Origin of the sequence: Vreelandella massiliensis (genome assembly GCF_900155385.1) — a bacterium.
GTDB classification, from domain to species: domain Bacteria; phylum Pseudomonadota; class Gammaproteobacteria; order Pseudomonadales; family Halomonadaceae; genus Vreelandella; species Vreelandella massiliensis.
Genome location: NZ_LT699745.1, coordinates 227,214 through 242,772, shown reverse-complemented (window position 1 = coordinate 242,772; position 15,559 = coordinate 227,214). Strand labels below are relative to the sequence as shown.

The following is a 15,559-nucleotide window of genomic DNA, read 5'->3' as shown; positions in this document are numbered from 1 at the left end:
TTAACTAAGAGGCGCACGTTTTCATGCAGATGCGAGACGCTATTCATGCGGTCATGTGCCGCGAAGACCTCTCTTTTGACCAGATGCACGCGCTGATGCGTCAGATCATGACCGGTGAGGCGAGCGATGCCCAGATTGGCGGCCTGCTAGTGGGGTTGGCCATGAAGGGGGAAAGTGCCGTGGAAATCAGCGCGGCGGCCAAGGTGATGCGTGAGCTGATGAATCGCGTTGAACTTAACGCCGACAACGTGGTGGATATCGTGGGCACGGGTGGCGACGGGGCCAACCTGTTTAATGTCTCCACCGCCGCCAGTTTCGTCGCCGCCGCCGCCGGCGCGCATGTCGCCAAGCACGGCAACCGCAGCGTGTCGTCCTCCTCTGGCAGCGCTGATCTTTTTGATATCGCCGGTATTTATCTCGACTTAAAACCCGAGCAAGTCGCGCGCTGCATCGAGCGCGTGGGTGTGGGCTTTATGTTTGCGCCCAACCACCACCCAGCGATGCGCCACGCGATTGGCCCCCGGCGTGAGATGGGGGTGCGTACCCTGTTTAACATTCTCGGCCCGCTCACCAACCCAGCGGGCGCACCAAACCAAGTGCTGGGCGTTTACGCTCCTGAGCTGGTGCCGTTAATGGCAGAGGTCATGCAGCATCTTGGGAGTCGGCATGTCATGGTGGTACACGCCGAGGATGGCCTGGATGAAATTTCGCTGGCCGCACCCACGCAGGTGGCAGAGCTTAAAGATGGCGCCATTCGCGAGTACACCATCACGCCGGAAGAGCTGGGTATTGAGCGTCAAAGCCTCGTCTCGCTAAAAGCCGCTAGCGCCGAGGATAGCCTGCGCTTGGTCAAGGCGGCGCTCAGCGGAGAAGGGCCAGCGGCGGATATGGTCGCGCTCAATGCGGGCGCTGCGCTTTACTGCGCGGGGGTGGCCGATACGCTGAAAGAGGGGGTCATGGTGGCGCAAGATGCCCAAGCCTCCAAACTGCCGCTGGAAAAGCTCAAAGAGCTTGCGCACTTCACCAGCGTTTTCAAACAGTGAGCTTGTAAACACTCTATTTATAAAAACCCGGTTTACAAAAAACCGGTTTACAAAAAACCGGTTTTCAAACACCGACTTTGCAAACACCGACTTTGCAAACACCAAGCGTTCACTCTCAGCGTGACTCAAGCAAAAAGAGATTCCCATGACACAACAGGCCACGCCCACGATTTTAACCCGTATCCTGTCGCGCAAAGACGAAGAGGTCGCCGAGCGCCGCCTGGCGGTTTCCGAAGACGATTTGAGGGCACTCGCGGAAAAACAGAGCGCCCCACGTGGCTTTATTCGGGCCTTGAACGCGCGCATCGCTAAGGGCGATGCGGCGGTGATTGCCGAGGTAAAAAAAGCCTCGCCGTCAAAAGGCGTCATTCGCGAGGCGTTTGACCCGGCAAAGATTGCCAAAAGCTATGCCGAAGGGGGCGCTGCGTGTCTCTCGGTACTTACCGATGCGGATTTTTTCCAAGGCCATGAGGATTACCTGATTGCGGCGCGCGATGCCTGCGATCTGCCGGTGATCCGTAAAGACTTCATTACCCACGGCTATCAAGTCACCGAGGCGCGCGCCATTGGCGCCGACTGCATTTTGCTGATTGTGGCGGCCTTGAGTGATACTCAGCTCAAAGAGCTGCATCAGCAGGCGAATGCGCTGGGCATGGATGTGCTTGTTGAGGTCCACGACGCCGATGAGCTTGAGCGCGCGCTGGCGTTGGACTTGAAATTAGTGGGGATCAACAACCGTAATTTGCACACCTTCGATACCAGCTTGAATACCACGCTGGATTTGCTGCCGCGGATTCCCGACGATGTCACGGTGATTACCGAGTCGGGTATCCATACGCGCGATGATATCGAGCTAATGCGTGATCACAACATTAACGGCTTTTTGGTCGGTGAAGTCTTTATGCGCGAAGAAGATCCCGGCAATGCGTTGAAAAGACTGTTTTTCTGATGTGGCAAAGCGACCAAGGCTCTGGTCACATCGCGATTTACTTCTACACTGGACATTAGGCTATGATGTTTTACGCGCATGGCCTCGTCAAAGGAGCGTGGGCTGAAGGTTGACTTGACGTTAGCCAAAGAGTCACCACGTCTCTTGAGGCGACCACATGGAAACTGCAAGGGAGGTATCGATGGAAGATCCCAAAACGGTGGTAAAAGAGGAGCCGCGTAAGAGCCTGATAGTGCTTTTGATCATGGCGGCTTACAACTTTGTCTTGGGTGGTATTATTCTCATCGGCGTTCCCCGTGGCGCGGCACCCATTGCGGAGAGCGTTGGTTGGATCATGATGTTGATTGGCGTGCTTTCCGTGGTGCTTTATGCCACGGCGCGTCACCGCCGGCTCAAACAAAAAAAGTGAACCGCTAATAACGAGCCTTGTTAGCGACAGGGGCTGCTTTTGGCGCTCACCCCAGGCGATCGATTAGCCAGAGCAGTCCCGATATCACCACGCTGGCGAGAATCATGGTGGTGATAGGGAAGTAAAAAGCCGCATTCTCGCGGCGAATCACAATGTCACCGGGGAGCTGCCCCAGCGGTAATTTCGATAGCCACGGCCAAAAAAGCCCGATGGCAACGATGATCAATCCCACCACGATCAGCGTCTTCGACATAGCGGCCTCTCAGGTCTGTGGGCTTATCCTGCTTTAGCTACCACTGCTTGCTTTTAGCGTTTGCAGGAGTGCTTGCAGCGGATGCGGCAAGGTTTGCTCGGAGAAGCGTTTAACCTGGCTACGGCAAGAGTAGCCGGTAGCGATTAACTTCCCATCGTTATGACTCGCTTCTACCTGCGGCTGCCACGACTGGGCGTAGATGGCTTTTGAGGTGTCGACATTGCGTGTCTCGTGGCCATACGTGCCTGACATGCCGCAGCAGCCGGTGGCCACAAGCTCTAACTCTAGCCCAAACGCCGCAAAGACTTGCTGCCACGCCTTGGGGCTGCCAGGAGCATTCGTCTTTTCGGTGCAGTGTGAGAGTAACTTAAAGCCCGGGTCCGAGTGTATCGGCTGACTCGGGGCTAAGGTATGAAGGCGAGTGGCCAGCCACTCCTGCAGCATCAGCACCTTGGGCACGGCATCAGCCCCAAGCGATTTTACATACTCTTGGCGATAGGTCAGCGTCATCGCCGGGTCGATACCCACCAGCGGCACATCAAAGCGCGCAAGGGTGCGTAGCCGTTTGGCTTGTTTAACAGCGGTGCGCTCAAAGGCACCCAAGAAGCCCTGCACGTGTAGCGGCTTGCCATTCGCTGAGAAGGGCATGACAAAGACGCGAAGGCCAAGGCGCGAAAGTAACTCGACGATGTCGATGACTACCTGCGCCTCAAAATGGGTGGTGAAGGCATCTTGCACCAGAATCACGCTTTGCGCGCGCTGCTGTTCGGTCAGTAGCGAAAGCGCCGTCGGCGTCGCCTCCGCCACACCCCAAGCGCGCAGCTGTTTTTTGACGCTGGCGCGGGAGAGCAAGGGAGAGTCGCTGAGACCCACTCCTTTCACCATTAAACGGTCAACAAAGCGCTGGCCGAGGAGCGCGTTATACAGCGGCGCAATCCGGCTCATGGCCGGCAGCATCCACTCGGTACCGCCCACCAAATAGTCTCGAAGCGGACGCAGGTAGCGGCCGTGATACACCTCCAAAAACTGCGAGCGAAACTGCGGTACGTTGACCTTGACCGGACATTGACCGGCGCAGGATTTGCACGCAAGACACCCGGCCATGGCGTCATACACCTGGTGAGAATAGTCGTGCCGCTGACGTTTGCTAAGGGTGTTGATCGCGCGACGCGGGAAGCTTTTGACAAAGCCGATGTACCCTTCCGCTTTCTTTTTGCGCGACTCCTCCACCACATCGATACCCGCCTCTTGCTGTAGGCGCAGCCACTCGCGGACGAGGCTAGCGCGGCCCTTGGGTGAGTGGACACGGTCGCGTGTCGCCTTCCAGGAGGGGCACATGGGGTCGTCGACATCATAGTTATAGCAGGCGCCGTTGCCATTGCAGTAGACCGCGGCGTCGTACTCCTGCCAGGCGCGCTCATCGATAGTGCGATCCAGCTCGCCGCGCGTGGTGACGCCATCAATGGTGAGCAGGGCGGGGTCGCTCTCTTTGGCGATCAGCCCGTCCGCTGCGTGATCTTGTGGGGGCGGTGAGAGCGGCGAGGCGATTTTACCCGGGTTGAGCTGGTTGTAGGGGTCAAATGCCGCCTTGACGCGCTGCAGGCTGGGGTAGAGCTTGCCAAAAAATTTAGGGCCGTATTCGGAGCGCACGCCCTTGCCGTGCTCCCCCCAAAACAGCCCGCCGTATTTTTGCGTCAGCGCCACGACCTCATCGGACACCTCGCGAATAAGCGCTGCTTGCTCGGGGTCTTTCATATCAATGGCAGGACGCACGTGCAATACGCCGGCATCCACGTGGCCAAACATACCGTAGGAGAGATCGCGGGCATCGAGTGCCGCGCGAAACTCACCGATAAAATCCGCCAGGTGCTCGGGAGGCACGGCGGTATCCTCAACAAACGCTATGGGGCGTTTCTCACCCTGTACATTACCAAGAAGGCCCACCGAGCGCTTGCGCATGGCGTAGACTTTTTGGATCTGAGCGCGCCCCTCAGCAAGGGTAAACCCGAACCGCTCAACCGTGGTATCTTGCTCAAGATGGCGGGTAAACGCCTGGACGCGGCTTGCCAGCCGCTCAGGGTCGTCGTCGTTAAACTCGATCAGGTTGATGCCGCGAATAGGTGCCGCGCTTTCGGGGAAGAACTCGGCCACGCTGTCCCAGACGAAATCATCCATCGCCAGCAACAACACGGTGTCATCGATGGTTTCAATCGACGTGGGGTTGGCCGAGCTTGCCATCAAGGCTTTGGCATCACGCAGCGCCTCCATAAAGCTGGGGTAGCGTACATTCACCAGCGTCGAGTGTTTGGGGATCGGTAGCACGTTGAGGGTGGCTTCGTTGAGAAACCCCAGTGACCCTTCAGAGCCGCACAGTAGGCTATTCAGGTTAAGCTCGCCGCTCGCGTCGCGCAGGTGGGCCAGATCGTAGCCGGTCAGGCAGCGGTTCAGGGGCGGAAATGTCGCCTCAATCAGCGCGCGCTGCTCGTCAATAATATCGGCGGCGGTCGCGTGGACGCGGCCCCTAATACCCTCTTGTTGACGCGCCGCGTGCTCATCCTGCGCGCTAAGCGGGCGGCTGTGCAGATGCTCGCCACCCAGCAGCACGGTATCGAGTTCCAGCACGTGATCGCGCGTTTTGCCGTACTCGCAGCTACCCTGGCCACTGGCGTCGGTCGAAATCATGCCGCCGATGGTGGCGCGGTTAGACGTGGATAAGTCTGGGGCAAAGAAAAGCCCGTAGGGCTTCAGCGCGGCATTGAGCTGATCTTTCACTACGCCGGCCTGAACGCGCACGCGGCGGTTTTCCACGTCAATGTCCAAAATGCGGTTCATATGACGCGACACATCCACCACGATGCCATCGGTGAGCGACTGCCCGTTGGTCCCCGTGCCGCCCCCGCGCGGGGTTAACACAATATCGCGATAAGACGTTTGCGCGGCCAGTTTTGCCAGACGCTCTAAATCTTCGGCATGCTTGGGGTAGATCGCCGCTTGGGGAAAACGCTGGTAGATCGAATTATCGGTCGCCATGACCGTGCGATTGGCGTAATCGGGGGCGATTTCACCCTCAAAACCGCGTGTCTTGAGCGCTTTGAGAAAACGGACATACTCTTTGCTCAAGCGGTTGAGCGCGACGGTACGGGTATCCAAGGATGCAATCATAGGTGAACAAGCCGTCAATGCCAGGGGCGCAATAAAGGAAGATCGCTACTTTACCGCAGCGACTCTCTGGCTGCATCTCGGGAGCGGCATTATGCCCCGTTCAAGGCTTCTTTCACCAGAGCGGCGGACGCTGCCGACATGGGGAGCGCCAAGGCCAGTTCATGGGCGCGCGGCGACATTTTACGCCAGGTTTTTTGCACAATACGCACCATGTGATCGTGCGCGACCTTGCGTGAAAAATCGGCAAAATAGTTCTCAAGAAATACCAGGCAGGCGCAATCTTCCAGTGCTTGCACATCGGGATCCCGTCCCAGCCCTTTCTTGGCAATAACCGTAGCGACACGGTCGGCGTCGGCTTCGCGGTAACCGGCCTTGCGCATCAGCGTCGCGGTGGTTTCACCCGCCCGTTTGCCTTGGTCTTTGCGCCAGGTCAAATACCCAACGCGCCCCTCTGGGTAGTCCGTCCGGGGAACTTGCCAGCGCTGCAGATGCTGCGCGCGTACCGCCAATGTCAGCACGTCGTCGGGCGCATCGTGTACTTTATTCAACCAGGCACTCATACGCTGGGCGTAAGCGAGCTCTTGAGGTAGGGAAGACCCATCCTCAAGCGTGGTTGAGCGTGGGTCTTGAGCGTGCAGCGCGTCAATGGCAGCGAGAGTGTCTTCAAACGCAGAAGGCATGGTGATAGTGCTCGGCTAGAAGATGGCTGTTTTGTTTGCAGGAGATACTGGTATCAGTTGCTTGGAAATCTTTGTCTCTGATGAAGCACACGCATTACGCGGATGGTTGAACCTTCGAGTGAATAGGACATTATCATTGAAATTTCAGTGATAATGAGCAACCTGCCTGGAATGCCATCTCTTTGCACGCCCATCAATGGCTGATCAAGGAGATTTTCAGCCTTGGCTTCAATTAAGGCATCGGTCTTTTCTGCTACCACAGGATTGTGGCGGTAAAGAAACGCAAAGATCTTTTCCCGATCATCAAGAGCAGCTTCTTCCCATAAAATCATTTTGGGTGCTGAAGACGAATGTTTGCTTTGCGCTCAGCCATTTTTTTTTGGGCAGTAGCGTGATCTAAAAAGGAGGCGCTGCCTTTTTCGAGCTTCTCAAAAGCTAAATGTACTTGCTGGATAAGCCATGCATCATGAGATAGCAATTGACGCTGCTGCTCAGCCAACTGTTCGGTGAATTCACGACAGGCATCACTAAGGGTTCGTCCTTGGCTTTCAGCCATTTGTTGGCCTAAGCGCTTGGTTTCTTCATCAACGCGAAACTGTATTCTGGTGTCCATGGTAAGCTCCTGCCGACATCGCTGTATGTACAAATGTTAGCACAATACCCTGCTGACAACATTGAGCACTGTAGAAACCCCATGGTCCCTCGCAGCGCTTTTGCCTACAATAGGCGCCATTCTTGACGTACCTTCCTGGGCGTTGACTTTCTGATTTCCGGCCAAGAGACAAGACTTTATGCTCGATCCGAAACTGCTGCGTGGTGACCTGGACAGTGTTGCTCAACAACTGGCCCGGCGGGGCTTTGTGCTAGATACCGAGGAGCTTTCATCCCTTGAGTCGCGTCGTCGCGAGTTGCAAACGCAAACCGAACAGCTGCAAAACGAGCGCAATACACGCTCCAAGGCGATTGGTAAAGCGAAGGCCAACGGGGAGGATATTCAACCGCTGCTGGATGAAGTGAGCGATTTGGGCGACCGTCTGGATGCGGCGAAACGCGAACTGGCCTCCATGCAGGAGGATTGGGAAGACATCGTCAGCGGTATTCCCAACTTGCCCCACGAAAGCGTGCCGGAAGGTGAGAGCGAAAAGGATAACGTGGAGCTGCACCGCTGGGGCACGCCGCGTGAATTCGATTTTGAGGTGCTGGATCATGTTGATCTGGGTAAAAAGTCGGGCTACCTCGATTTTGACTTGGCGGCTAAGTTAACCGGTGCGCGTTTCGCCGTGATGCGCGGCCCGGTGGCGCGTCTGCACCGTGCGTTGGCGCAGTTCATGCTGGATACGCAAACGCAAGAACATGGCTATGAAGAGTGCTATGTGCCGTACATGGTCAACCGCGACTCGTTAATGGGGACCGGTCAGCTGCCGAAATTTGGCGATGACTTGTTCAAGCTTAACGATGAGCGCGAATACCACCTGATTCCCACTTCGGAGGTGCCGCTGACGAACTTCGTGCGCGACGAGATCGTCGAGCAGGCGGCACTGCCCATAAAGCTAACGGCGCATACGCCGTGCTTCCGGGCGGAGGCCGGTGCCCACGGGCGCGATACCCGCGGCATGATTCGCCAGCATCAGTTCGATAAGGTCGAGATGGTGCAGATCGTTGAGCCGGAGAAAAGCTACGAGGCACTTGAAGAGATGCGCGGCCACGCCGAGACGATACTGCAAGCGTTGGAGCTGCCTTACCGCGTGGTGACGCTATGCACCGGCGACATGGGTTTCGGCGCAGCCAAAACCTACGACCTTGAAGTGTGGCTCCCTAGCCAGGAAACGTATCGCGAAATTTCGTCGATTTCCAACTGTGAGGCGTTTCAAGCGCGGCGGATGCAGGCGCGCTTCCGTCAGCCGGACGCTAAGAAGCCGCAATTGCTGCATACTCTCAATGGTTCAGGCCTGGCGGTGGGCCGCTGCCTGCTGGCGGTGTTGGAAAACCACCAGCAGGCCGATGGGGCGGTGAGCATTCCCGCGCCGCTACAGCCCTATATGGGTGGCGCGCAAACCATCACGCTATAAGGCTCACTCTTTAAGCGACCATACGACGTTAACCCCGGCATCGATGCGGAGGGTGCCGGGGCGGTATTCGCTCTGCGTTGCCCCCGCTGAGGCGTCGCTGCCTTCAGCGCGCACGGCCATCATCTGCGGTTGGAACACGGGCGAGCGCGTCTCTTCAATGCGCATCACCCCAGCGAGTTCAACGTCGAGGGTTGTGGCCATAAGGTTGGCCTTGTGGCGCGCTTTTTCCAGCGCTTTCACCAAGGCGCGATCGGTCTCGGCGTCGCGGTCTTTAAGGCCGAATGCAACGCCATCGAGGCGGTTAACTCCCGCGGCAACCAGTGCATCGAGAATCGCGCTCACCCGTTCAATCTCTTTTAGTTCAACGGTCACCGGACGCTCAACGCGGGTGCGTTTAAGCGTTTCGCGCTCGCTGTCGGAATTGGCGTTGTGTACCTGCTGCGGCGTGATGTGGAGCGAGCCGGCGGTAATGGCGTCGCGGGCAACGCCGTGTTCTTCTAGGGTAAGAATCAGCTTTCGAGCACGCTCTTCGAGTTGTGATCGCGCGTCGCTGAGCGCCTCAAAGGAGTCTTTCTCTCGCTGGCTAATCGCAGGGGTGTCTTCCCAGAGTCGGGCGCTTATGGTCGCTTTATCGGGTGCAACTTCCACGTAGGCCTCCGCGGAGACATGCAGGCGCGGCGTTTCTTGCGTTATGGCCTCGTTCGCCTTGGCAGGAAGGGCAAAGACGGCAGCAAGGCTAACGCCGAGCACAAGGAGTAGTAAGCGTCGTGTGAGCGTAGCGGACATGGTCATGGTGGGTTTTCCTTGAGAGTTGGGAGAACTTATGCCGAGCGACTATTGTGAGCATGTTGCGCAGGGAAAGTTCGTCGAGAAACAGCCGTGTTTGTGCTAAGCCGTTGTTGGCCCCATGATAAGTGGATAAGCATCTAAGGGTAGGGGTTATGCCGAAACAGAACGAGGAGGGCCCAGGCCTGGGTCAGGGGAGTAACCAGAGCATGCCGCTCAATGCCACGCTTTCACTGGCGGCGTTGGTAGTGATTATCGCGGGAATGAAAGCCGGTTCGAGCTTGTTGGTGCCGATGTTATTGGCGTTTTTTATCGCGGTGGTATGCACCTCTCCGGTGCAGTGGCTCCATCGTTGGGGGGTACCCATGCGCCTCTCGGTATTTTTAACCCTGCTGGTGTTACTCGGCCTCGTCTCTCTTTTGGGGCTTTTGGTGGTCAATAGTTTTAGTACCTTTGTCAGCTCTCTACCCGACATTGAAACCCGCCTTTACGAAGCCTACTGGAGCGTACTGAATCGGCTGTCGGACATGGGGCTTGCCATCGACCCCGAGCAGCTTAACTCGCTGTTTGATATGCAAAGCGGCTCGACCTGGGTACCCGCCGTGCTGAGTGAGATTGGTAATCTGTTTATGCAGAGTATCGTGGTTTCGCTGCTGGTGGTGTTTATGATGTTTGAGACGCTCAATTTTCGCGACAAGGTCTCTCTTGCGCTGGAGAACCCGGCGCCAAGTCTAAAGCGTTTTGCGGAATTCAGTCGTACCTTCAAGCGTTACCTGGCGGTGAAGACCATCATCAGTTTGGCAACGGCTGTATTGGTGTGGCTCTCTTGTCTCATGGTCGGCGTTGAGTTTCCTCTGCTCTGGGCGGTGTTGGCCTTCGCCCTTAACTTTATTCCCAATATTGGCTCGGCGATCGCGGCGGTGCCGCCGGTACTTTTGCTGCTGGTCTCTCAGGATGGCGGCATTTGGCAGGCGTTTGTGCTTGCGCTGGCGTATCTGGGTATCAACTTTGTGCTGGGGAACTTGGTTGAGCCGCGATTGATGGGGCGGGCACTCGGGCTTTCCACCCTTGTGGCGTTTGTCTCGCTCGTGGTCTGGGGCTGGGTGTTTGGTGCCGCGGGAATGCTGCTGTCCGTGCTGTTAACCATGACGCTGAAAATTGCTTTGGATAGCCACCCGCAAACCCGCTGGATGGCCCACCTTCTTGGCCCAGGGGCGCGTATCAGCGAGGAGAAACACGAACACCTGCGCGATGCCGATAAACCGCCGCTTAAACGTGAGCGCTGACGAACAACCCATAACGCATAAAAAGACCGCCGGCAGGGCGGCGGTCGGTGTCGATCAGCTCACTCGTAAGGGCTTGCAGGGGAGATTAGGCGTTCTGGTCGATGAACTGTGTCAGCTGAGACTTGGATTGTGCGCCTACCAGTGAAGCGACTTTCGTGCCTGACTTAAAAAGCATCACGGTGGGTACACCGCGAACGCCTTGTTCAGCGGCAATTTCAGGGGCATCGTCGACGTTGATGCTAACGACTTTCAGGTTATCACCGCGTTCATCGGAGACTTCATCGACGACCGGTGCCATGACTTTGCAGGGGCCGCACCAAGGGGCCCAGAATTTCAGTAGCACGGGCTGTTCGGCGTTTAACACTTCTTGCTCAAAATTGGCGTTGGTGACATCAACATGGGACATGGGCTTCTCCTGTTTTGCTTAGTGAAAGCGCTCTTGCACCGCGCCAAGCCGATCAATGTTAGCGACGATAACGAAGGCTGGCAAATATGCCGGGAAAATCTACCTCCGGATGAAGCCATGCGCGGTACAGTTGTTTATACTATAAAGGTATTATAAAGTTTCTTTATATGCTATAAATTTTGGTTTTGGGCTGACCGCTCTTGGCAGCGACCCAAACCGATGGCTCAAAAAGGGCGACGCGATGAAGTTACAACAACTACGTTACATCTGGGAAGTTAGCCGTCACAACCTCAATGTCTCGGCAACGGCGCAGAGTTTGTTCACCTCACAGCCGGGGATTTCCAAGCAAATCAGGCTGTTAGAGGACGAGCTCGGCGTTGAGATTTTTGCCCGTAGTGGTAAGCACTTGACCCGTGCGACGCCGGCTGGGCAGGCGGTTATCGAGCTTGCCGGGCAAGTGCTGCGCTTGACCGATAACATTAAAGAGGTGGCGCAAGAGCATAGCGACGAGCGCCGTGGCAGCTTGGCCATCGCCACCACACACACGCAAGCCCGCTACGCGCTGCCGCCGATTATTACCGAGTTCACGCAAAAATACCCCGATGTCGCGCTGCACATGCAGCAGGGGACGCCTAAGCAAATCGCGCAAATGGTGAGCGAGGGTCAGGCCGATTTCGCCATCGCGACCGAATCGCTGGAGCTTTTTACCGATCTGGTGCTGCTGCCATGCTACCGCTGGAACCGTTGCGTACTGGTGCCAAAAGGCCACCCCTTGGCCAATATCGAGGGTCCGCTGACGCTGGAAGCGCTGGCACAGTACTCTCTGGTGACCTATGTGTTTGGCTTTACTGGGCGCTCGCAACTCGATGACGCTTTCAAAGCCAAGGGCTTGACCCCCAATGTGGTGCTGACCGCCGCCGATGCGGACGTGATTAAAACCTACGTGCGCCTTGGCATGGGCGTGGGTATTGTCGCGCACATGGCGGTTGACCCCGAGCAGGATTCTGATCTTGTGGCGCTTGAGGCGGGGCATCTGTTTGAAAGCTCCACCACTAAAATTGGTATTCGCCGCGGTACCTTCATGCGGGGCTATATGTATGATTTCTTAGAACGGTTTGCGCCGCATCTCACGCGCGATCGTGTTGATTCGGCGTTAACGGCAGGCCCGCGTCACGAGCAAGCACTGTTTAACGAAGTTGAGCTTCCCGAATACTAGCGCTTTATTAATGCTTTTCTTCCCCCACGCGCCCTCTGTCTCTGGCAGGGGGCGCGTGGCGTTGTATGGCCCTTTGGAGAGTTTAGTGCTGCAAATGCAGCCCGCACTCGCGCTTCTCTTCCACCTTGGTGGGGTCGAAGTAATCAAAGTTGTTGGGCAATCCGTGCGCTTGCAGGTAGTCGTACATCTCTTTCGCTCGCCAGTGCAGTACCGGGGCCACCTTTAATAAGCCGCTGTCGGTTTGGCTGATAGACTGCATCTTGGCGCGTTCGGCGGTGTCTTCGGCGCGTAACGCGGTAAACCACACATCCGGCTGCATTTCACCTAGCGCGCGTTCAAACGGCTCGATCTTGACCTCTTGGGTAAAGGCAGCGTGACGCGGATCGTCGATGCCAGGAAAGGGGCCTTCCAACGCTTCTCGGTGAGCGCGGGTACGCAGCGGCAGGTAGGTGATGATATTGAGGTTGAGCGTTTTAATAACGTCGTCGGCAAAGCGGTAGGTTGCCTCGGTGTTGTAACCGCTATCCATCCAGACAATGGGGATATCAGGCTTTACCTGCGTCACCATGTGAAGGATCACGGCTTCAAAAGGGCGAAAGTTGGTGGTGCAGATAGGCCGCTCACCCTGCTGCATGGCCCACTCAACCAACGCTTGTGGTCGCTGGCCCAGCGTTTGGTTGATGTCGTCTAGGTCGAAAGCCGTGGGGGATGAGGTGGGCATTTTGCCTCCTTGATATCATGCAAAAAGGGCATAAAGGGGTTATGCCACCAGGCTACCAAATGCCACTGATCTCACCCCAATACCGTTTTGTTTGGGTTTTATATTTCTTTTTGATGTAGATTTTTTGTTTTTTATTTCAAAGAGGAGATTAAGTGGCGTATTTTATCCAGTGTCTCGGTGTACTCCGCCTTCCCCTCGGAATCGGCCACGAGGCCGCCGCCGCCCCAAAGGTGAAGCTTGCCCGCGTCGGCGATTACGGTGCGAATAGCAATCGAGGTATCCATGCTGCCCCGCACATCGACGTAGCCGAGGCTACCGCAATAAACACTGCGCTGGCAGGGCTCTAACTCGTCGATAATCTGCATGGCGCGAATTTTGGGCGCACCGGTGATGGAGCCGCCTGGGAAAGCCGCTTTGAGCAGGGCGAGGGGGGAATACCCCTTGGCAAGCTTGCCCTGTACCACGCTGACCAAGTGATGCACGTTGGGGTAGCTTTCAAGCGTACACAGTTGCGGTACACGAATACTGCCGGGTTGGCACACACGGCCCAAATCGTTGCGCAGCAGATCCACGATCATCACGTTCTCGGCGCGATCTTTTTCGCTGGCCAATAACGCCTGTGCCAATGCTTGGTCCTTTTCTGGCGAGTTCCCGCGCGCGCGGGTGCCTTTTATAGGGCGAGTTTCGACGTGGCCACCGCGCGACTGGATAAAGCGCTCGGGCGAGAGTGACAGGACGGCTTTCTCTCCCCAGGCCATGAAGCCCGAAAAGGGCGTCGGGGTGGCGCGGCGCAGGCGCAGATACGCGGCCCAAGGGTCGCCGGTAAACGACGCGGAAAAGCGCTGGGCGAGGTTGATCTGGTAGCAATCGCCGGCGCGGATATAGCGCTGAACGCGCGCAAAACGTGCTAGGTAGTCGGCGTGGGTTAGCTCGGCCTGAAAAGGGGAGGTGAGGGCAAACGGCGGTGACAGTTCGGCGCTTTGGTCTAGCCAGGTGGTCACCTCGCGGCGTCGCGCGTGGCTGGCGATCAGCCACGCCTTTTGCATCACGTGATCCAGCGTAATGGCCCAGTCGTAAAGGCCAAGGCGCGCCTGTGGAAGCTGCGTTGGCGCCGGGCGCGTGCTTGCCACCGCCTGGGTCTCGCGGCCTAGGTCATAGCTCCAATAACCTATCAAGCCGCCGGTAAAAGGTAGCTCACTTTCCGGGGGCTCTATGTCGAGCTGCTGCAGTAGCCAGGCTTGATAGGCAAACGCATCGCCCAGCCCTTCGGGCGGCGTGAGGGTTGAGCTCTCAATCCTTGAATGGCCTTGTTCATCCACGCTCAGCGTCGCGAGGGGGTCACTGCTGATAATGTCGTAGCGCCCCGTTGCCACTGGCCGTCCGCTATCGAGCAGCACGGCGCCAGGCCGATGCCGAAGTAGCGCAAAAAGCGCTAACGGATCGGAGGGGTAGGGAAAAGCAGAGATCGATAACGCCGTGGCCATGCAAACATCAACCTGGTGAGTAAAGAGCGGCACATTTTAGAGGGCGACAAGGCGATGCACCAGCCAGCGAGCCGACGCGGTTTTCACGCAAGGCGCTTAGGGTGAAAAGTGTTCAAATAATGCAAGATTGTTGACATCAGGGTGCGCTGTAAAAGCAGTGAGTACAACGAAAGGTGGATAAAATCGGCGATATCACCTAGTTGACGCGGTATAGCCAGAGAGCTAAAGTTCCCTCAACTCCTGATTGTCGACAATTTGATATGACATTACTGACCACGCCTTCTGTCCCACACACCCCGCGCGAACACGCTACGTCGTCGGGCGCAAAGCAGCCCCCAGAGCGTGCTGATGAGGAGGGCTCCCCGGAAGTGCGTACCCTCGCCGAGCGCGTATTTCACCAGCTACAGGACGCTATTGTGCGCGGTGAAATCGCCCCGGGCAGCAAAATCACCGAACCGGGCCTTTCCAAAACCTACGGCATTTCCCGCGGGCCGCTGCGCGAAGCGATGCGCCGCTTGGAGGCGCACCGGCTGATTGAGCGCGTGCCTCACGTGGGTGCACGTGTGGTACAGCTTTCCATGAAAGAGCTCTTAGAGCTATTCGACGTACGTGAAGCGTTAGAGAGCATGGCGGCGCGCTTGGCGGCCGAGAACATGACCGCCGACGAGATAACGGGGCTGCGCAGCGTGTTGGCGGTGCATGAAAGCCAAGACGATTTAAAGCGCGGCGAGGCCTACTACCAGCGCGAGGGGGATCTCGATTTTCACTACCGGATTGTGCTGGGTAGCCACAACAAGATGTTGATGAACCTGCTTTGCGATGACCTTTACTACTTGGTGCGACTTTATCGCACCCAGTTCAGCGCTAGCGGTTCGCGTCCGCAGCGGGCTTTTGTGGAGCACCACCGCATCGTTGATGCCATTGAAGCCGGCGATGCCGAGCTTGCCGAACTATTGATGCGCCGCCACGTTAGCGCATCCCGCGCCAACGTCGCCAACCGCTATGCGGCAACGTTAAGTGAGGCGTCAGCGCAAGCGCCAACGTCGGCCTAGCGCTGCGGGCCAAAGAGTAACGAATCCCATACCAGCGTCACGC

Annotated in this window: 16 protein-coding genes; 7 read left to right on the top strand and 9 right to left on the bottom strand. The window is 57.1% G+C overall.

Annotated features, from left to right (window positions below; genetic code table 11):
- Nucleotides 1-23 precede the first annotated feature (23 nt).
- The 3 genes from trpD (at nt 24) to BQ9846_RS05740 (ending at nt 2,401) form a co-directional block, all read left to right on the top strand.
- On the top strand, nt 24-1,043 hold the full coding sequence (gene trpD, locus BQ9846_RS05750) for an anthranilate phosphoribosyltransferase (protein ID WP_075879682.1): 1,020 nt from the start codon (nt 24-26) through the stop codon (nt 1,041-1,043).
- Between the two features lie 145 nt (nt 1,044-1,188).
- Nucleotides 1,189-1,992 carry an indole-3-glycerol phosphate synthase TrpC gene (trpC, locus tag BQ9846_RS05745; RefSeq protein WP_075879681.1) on the top strand — a complete coding sequence of 268 codons (804 nt, stop codon included), beginning with the start codon at nt 1,189-1,191 and terminating at the stop codon, nt 1,990-1,992.
- A 181-nt stretch (nt 1,993-2,173) separates the two neighbouring features.
- Nucleotides 2,174-2,401, top strand: a complete 228-nt coding sequence (locus BQ9846_RS05740; protein WP_075879679.1) for a hypothetical protein — start codon at nt 2,174-2,176, stop codon at nt 2,399-2,401.
- A gap of 46 nt (nt 2,402-2,447) precedes the next feature.
- Here BQ9846_RS05740 and BQ9846_RS05735 read toward each other — a convergent pair whose 3' ends face one another.
- From BQ9846_RS05735 to BQ9846_RS05715, 5 genes are all read right to left on the bottom strand, one after another.
- On the bottom strand, nt 2,448-2,654 hold the full coding sequence (locus BQ9846_RS05735) for a DUF2905 domain-containing protein (RefSeq protein WP_075879677.1): 207 nt from the start codon (nt 2,652-2,654) through the stop codon (nt 2,448-2,450).
- Between the two features lie 33 nt (nt 2,655-2,687).
- A complete protein-coding gene (gene ydiJ, locus BQ9846_RS05730) occupies nt 2,688-5,816 on the bottom strand; it encodes a D-2-hydroxyglutarate dehydrogenase YdiJ (protein WP_075879675.1) in 3,129 nt (1,042 codons plus the stop codon).
- Nucleotides 5,817-5,905: 89 nt separating this feature from the next.
- Nucleotides 5,906-6,496: a DUF4202 domain-containing protein gene (locus BQ9846_RS05725; RefSeq protein WP_075879673.1), complete on the bottom strand. Its 591-nt coding sequence runs from the start codon at nt 6,494-6,496 to the stop codon at nt 5,906-5,908.
- A 53-nt stretch (nt 6,497-6,549) separates the two neighbouring features.
- Nucleotides 6,550-6,828: a type II toxin-antitoxin system RelE/ParE family toxin gene (locus BQ9846_RS05720; RefSeq protein ID WP_075879671.1), complete on the bottom strand. Its 279-nt coding sequence runs from the start codon at nt 6,826-6,828 to the stop codon at nt 6,550-6,552.
- Nucleotides 6,825-7,109, bottom strand: a complete 285-nt coding sequence (locus tag BQ9846_RS05715) for a damage-inducible protein J (protein WP_075879670.1) — start codon at nt 7,107-7,109, stop codon at nt 6,825-6,827. Before BQ9846_RS05715 ends, BQ9846_RS05720 begins: the two co-directional genes overlap by 4 nt.
- Before the next feature lie 178 nt (nt 7,110-7,287).
- Here BQ9846_RS05715 and serS point away from each other — a divergent pair, with 178 nt between their 5' ends.
- Complete coding sequence (gene serS / locus BQ9846_RS05710; protein WP_075879669.1) at nt 7,288-8,565, top strand: serine--tRNA ligase; 1,278 nt, start codon at nt 7,288-7,290, stop codon at nt 8,563-8,565.
- Between the two features lie 3 nt (nt 8,566-8,568).
- On the opposite strand, the gene BQ9846_RS05705 is transcribed toward serS, so the two are convergent.
- Nucleotides 8,569-9,357: an SIMPL domain-containing protein gene (locus BQ9846_RS05705; protein WP_075879668.1), complete on the bottom strand. Its 789-nt coding sequence runs from the start codon at nt 9,355-9,357 to the stop codon at nt 8,569-8,571.
- Between the two features lie 149 nt (nt 9,358-9,506).
- On the opposite strand from BQ9846_RS05705, the gene BQ9846_RS05700 reads away from it, so the two are divergent.
- The gene (locus BQ9846_RS05700; RefSeq protein WP_075879667.1) at nt 9,507-10,637 is read left to right on the top strand and encodes an AI-2E family transporter; all 1,131 of its coding nucleotides are present in this window, start codon (nt 9,507-9,509) and stop codon (nt 10,635-10,637) included.
- An 85-nt stretch (nt 10,638-10,722) separates the two neighbouring features.
- Here the strand turns inward: BQ9846_RS05700 and trxA are convergent, their stop codons facing one another.
- Complete coding sequence (gene trxA, locus BQ9846_RS05695) at nt 10,723-11,043, bottom strand: thioredoxin (RefSeq protein ID WP_075879666.1); 321 nt, start codon at nt 11,041-11,043, stop codon at nt 10,723-10,725.
- Between the two features lie 241 nt (nt 11,044-11,284).
- On the opposite strand from trxA, the gene cysB reads away from it, so the two are divergent.
- Complete coding sequence (gene cysB, locus BQ9846_RS05690; RefSeq protein WP_075879665.1) at nt 11,285-12,259, top strand: HTH-type transcriptional regulator CysB; 975 nt, start codon at nt 11,285-11,287, stop codon at nt 12,257-12,259.
- 82 nt (nt 12,260-12,341) lie between these two features.
- Here the strand turns inward: cysB and BQ9846_RS05685 are convergent, their stop codons facing one another.
- Both BQ9846_RS05685 and pabB read right to left on the bottom strand, forming a co-directional pair.
- On the bottom strand, nt 12,342-12,980 hold the full coding sequence (locus BQ9846_RS05685) for a phosphoadenosine phosphosulfate reductase domain-containing protein (RefSeq protein WP_075879664.1): 639 nt from the start codon (nt 12,978-12,980) through the stop codon (nt 12,342-12,344).
- Between the two features lie 131 nt (nt 12,981-13,111).
- Nucleotides 13,112-14,464 (bottom strand): aminodeoxychorismate synthase component I, encoded by a 1,353-nt coding sequence (gene pabB / locus BQ9846_RS05680; protein WP_075879663.1) that lies wholly within the window; start codon nt 14,462-14,464, stop codon nt 13,112-13,114.
- A gap of 260 nt (nt 14,465-14,724) precedes the next feature.
- Between pabB and BQ9846_RS05675 the strand changes: the two genes are divergently transcribed.
- The gene (locus tag BQ9846_RS05675) at nt 14,725-15,516 is read left to right on the top strand and encodes a GntR family transcriptional regulator (protein WP_083651485.1); all 792 of its coding nucleotides are present in this window, start codon (nt 14,725-14,727) and stop codon (nt 15,514-15,516) included.
- The last annotated feature ends 43 nt before the right edge of the window (nt 15,517-15,559 follow it).

Coding starts and splice junctions, on each gene's coding strand:
- trpD (WP_075879682.1), top strand. CDS start 24: ATGCAGATGCGAGACGCTATTCATGCGGTCATGTGCCGCGAAGACCTC.
- trpC (WP_075879681.1), top strand. CDS start 1,189: ATGACACAACAGGCCACGCCCACGATTTTAACCCGTATCCTGTCGCGC.
- BQ9846_RS05740 (WP_075879679.1), top strand. CDS start 2,174: ATGGAAGATCCCAAAACGGTGGTAAAAGAGGAGCCGCGTAAGAGCCTG.
- BQ9846_RS05735 (WP_075879677.1), bottom strand. CDS start 2,654: ATGTCGAAGACGCTGATCGTGGTGGGATTGATCATCGTTGCCATCGGG.
- ydiJ (WP_075879675.1), bottom strand. CDS start 5,816: ATGATTGCATCCTTGGATACCCGTACCGTCGCGCTCAACCGCTTGAGC.
- BQ9846_RS05725 (WP_075879673.1), bottom strand. CDS start 6,496: ATGCCTTCTGCGTTTGAAGACACTCTCGCTGCCATTGACGCGCTGCAC.
- BQ9846_RS05720 (WP_075879671.1), bottom strand. CDS start 6,828: ATGATTTTATGGGAAGAAGCTGCTCTTGATGATCGGGAAAAGATCTTT.
- BQ9846_RS05715 (WP_075879670.1), bottom strand. CDS start 7,109: ATGGACACCAGAATACAGTTTCGCGTTGATGAAGAAACCAAGCGCTTA.
- serS (WP_075879669.1), top strand. CDS start 7,288: ATGCTCGATCCGAAACTGCTGCGTGGTGACCTGGACAGTGTTGCTCAA.
- BQ9846_RS05705 (WP_075879668.1), bottom strand. CDS start 9,357: ATGACCATGTCCGCTACGCTCACACGACGCTTACTACTCCTTGTGCTC.
- BQ9846_RS05700 (WP_075879667.1), top strand. CDS start 9,507: ATGCCGAAACAGAACGAGGAGGGCCCAGGCCTGGGTCAGGGGAGTAAC.
- trxA (WP_075879666.1), bottom strand. CDS start 11,043: ATGTCCCATGTTGATGTCACCAACGCCAATTTTGAGCAAGAAGTGTTA.
- cysB (WP_075879665.1), top strand. CDS start 11,285: ATGAAGTTACAACAACTACGTTACATCTGGGAAGTTAGCCGTCACAAC.
- BQ9846_RS05685 (WP_075879664.1), bottom strand. CDS start 12,980: ATGCCCACCTCATCCCCCACGGCTTTCGACCTAGACGACATCAACCAA.
- pabB (WP_075879663.1), bottom strand. CDS start 14,464: ATGGCCACGGCGTTATCGATCTCTGCTTTTCCCTACCCCTCCGATCCG.
- BQ9846_RS05675 (WP_083651485.1), top strand. CDS start 14,725: ATGACATTACTGACCACGCCTTCTGTCCCACACACCCCGCGCGAACAC.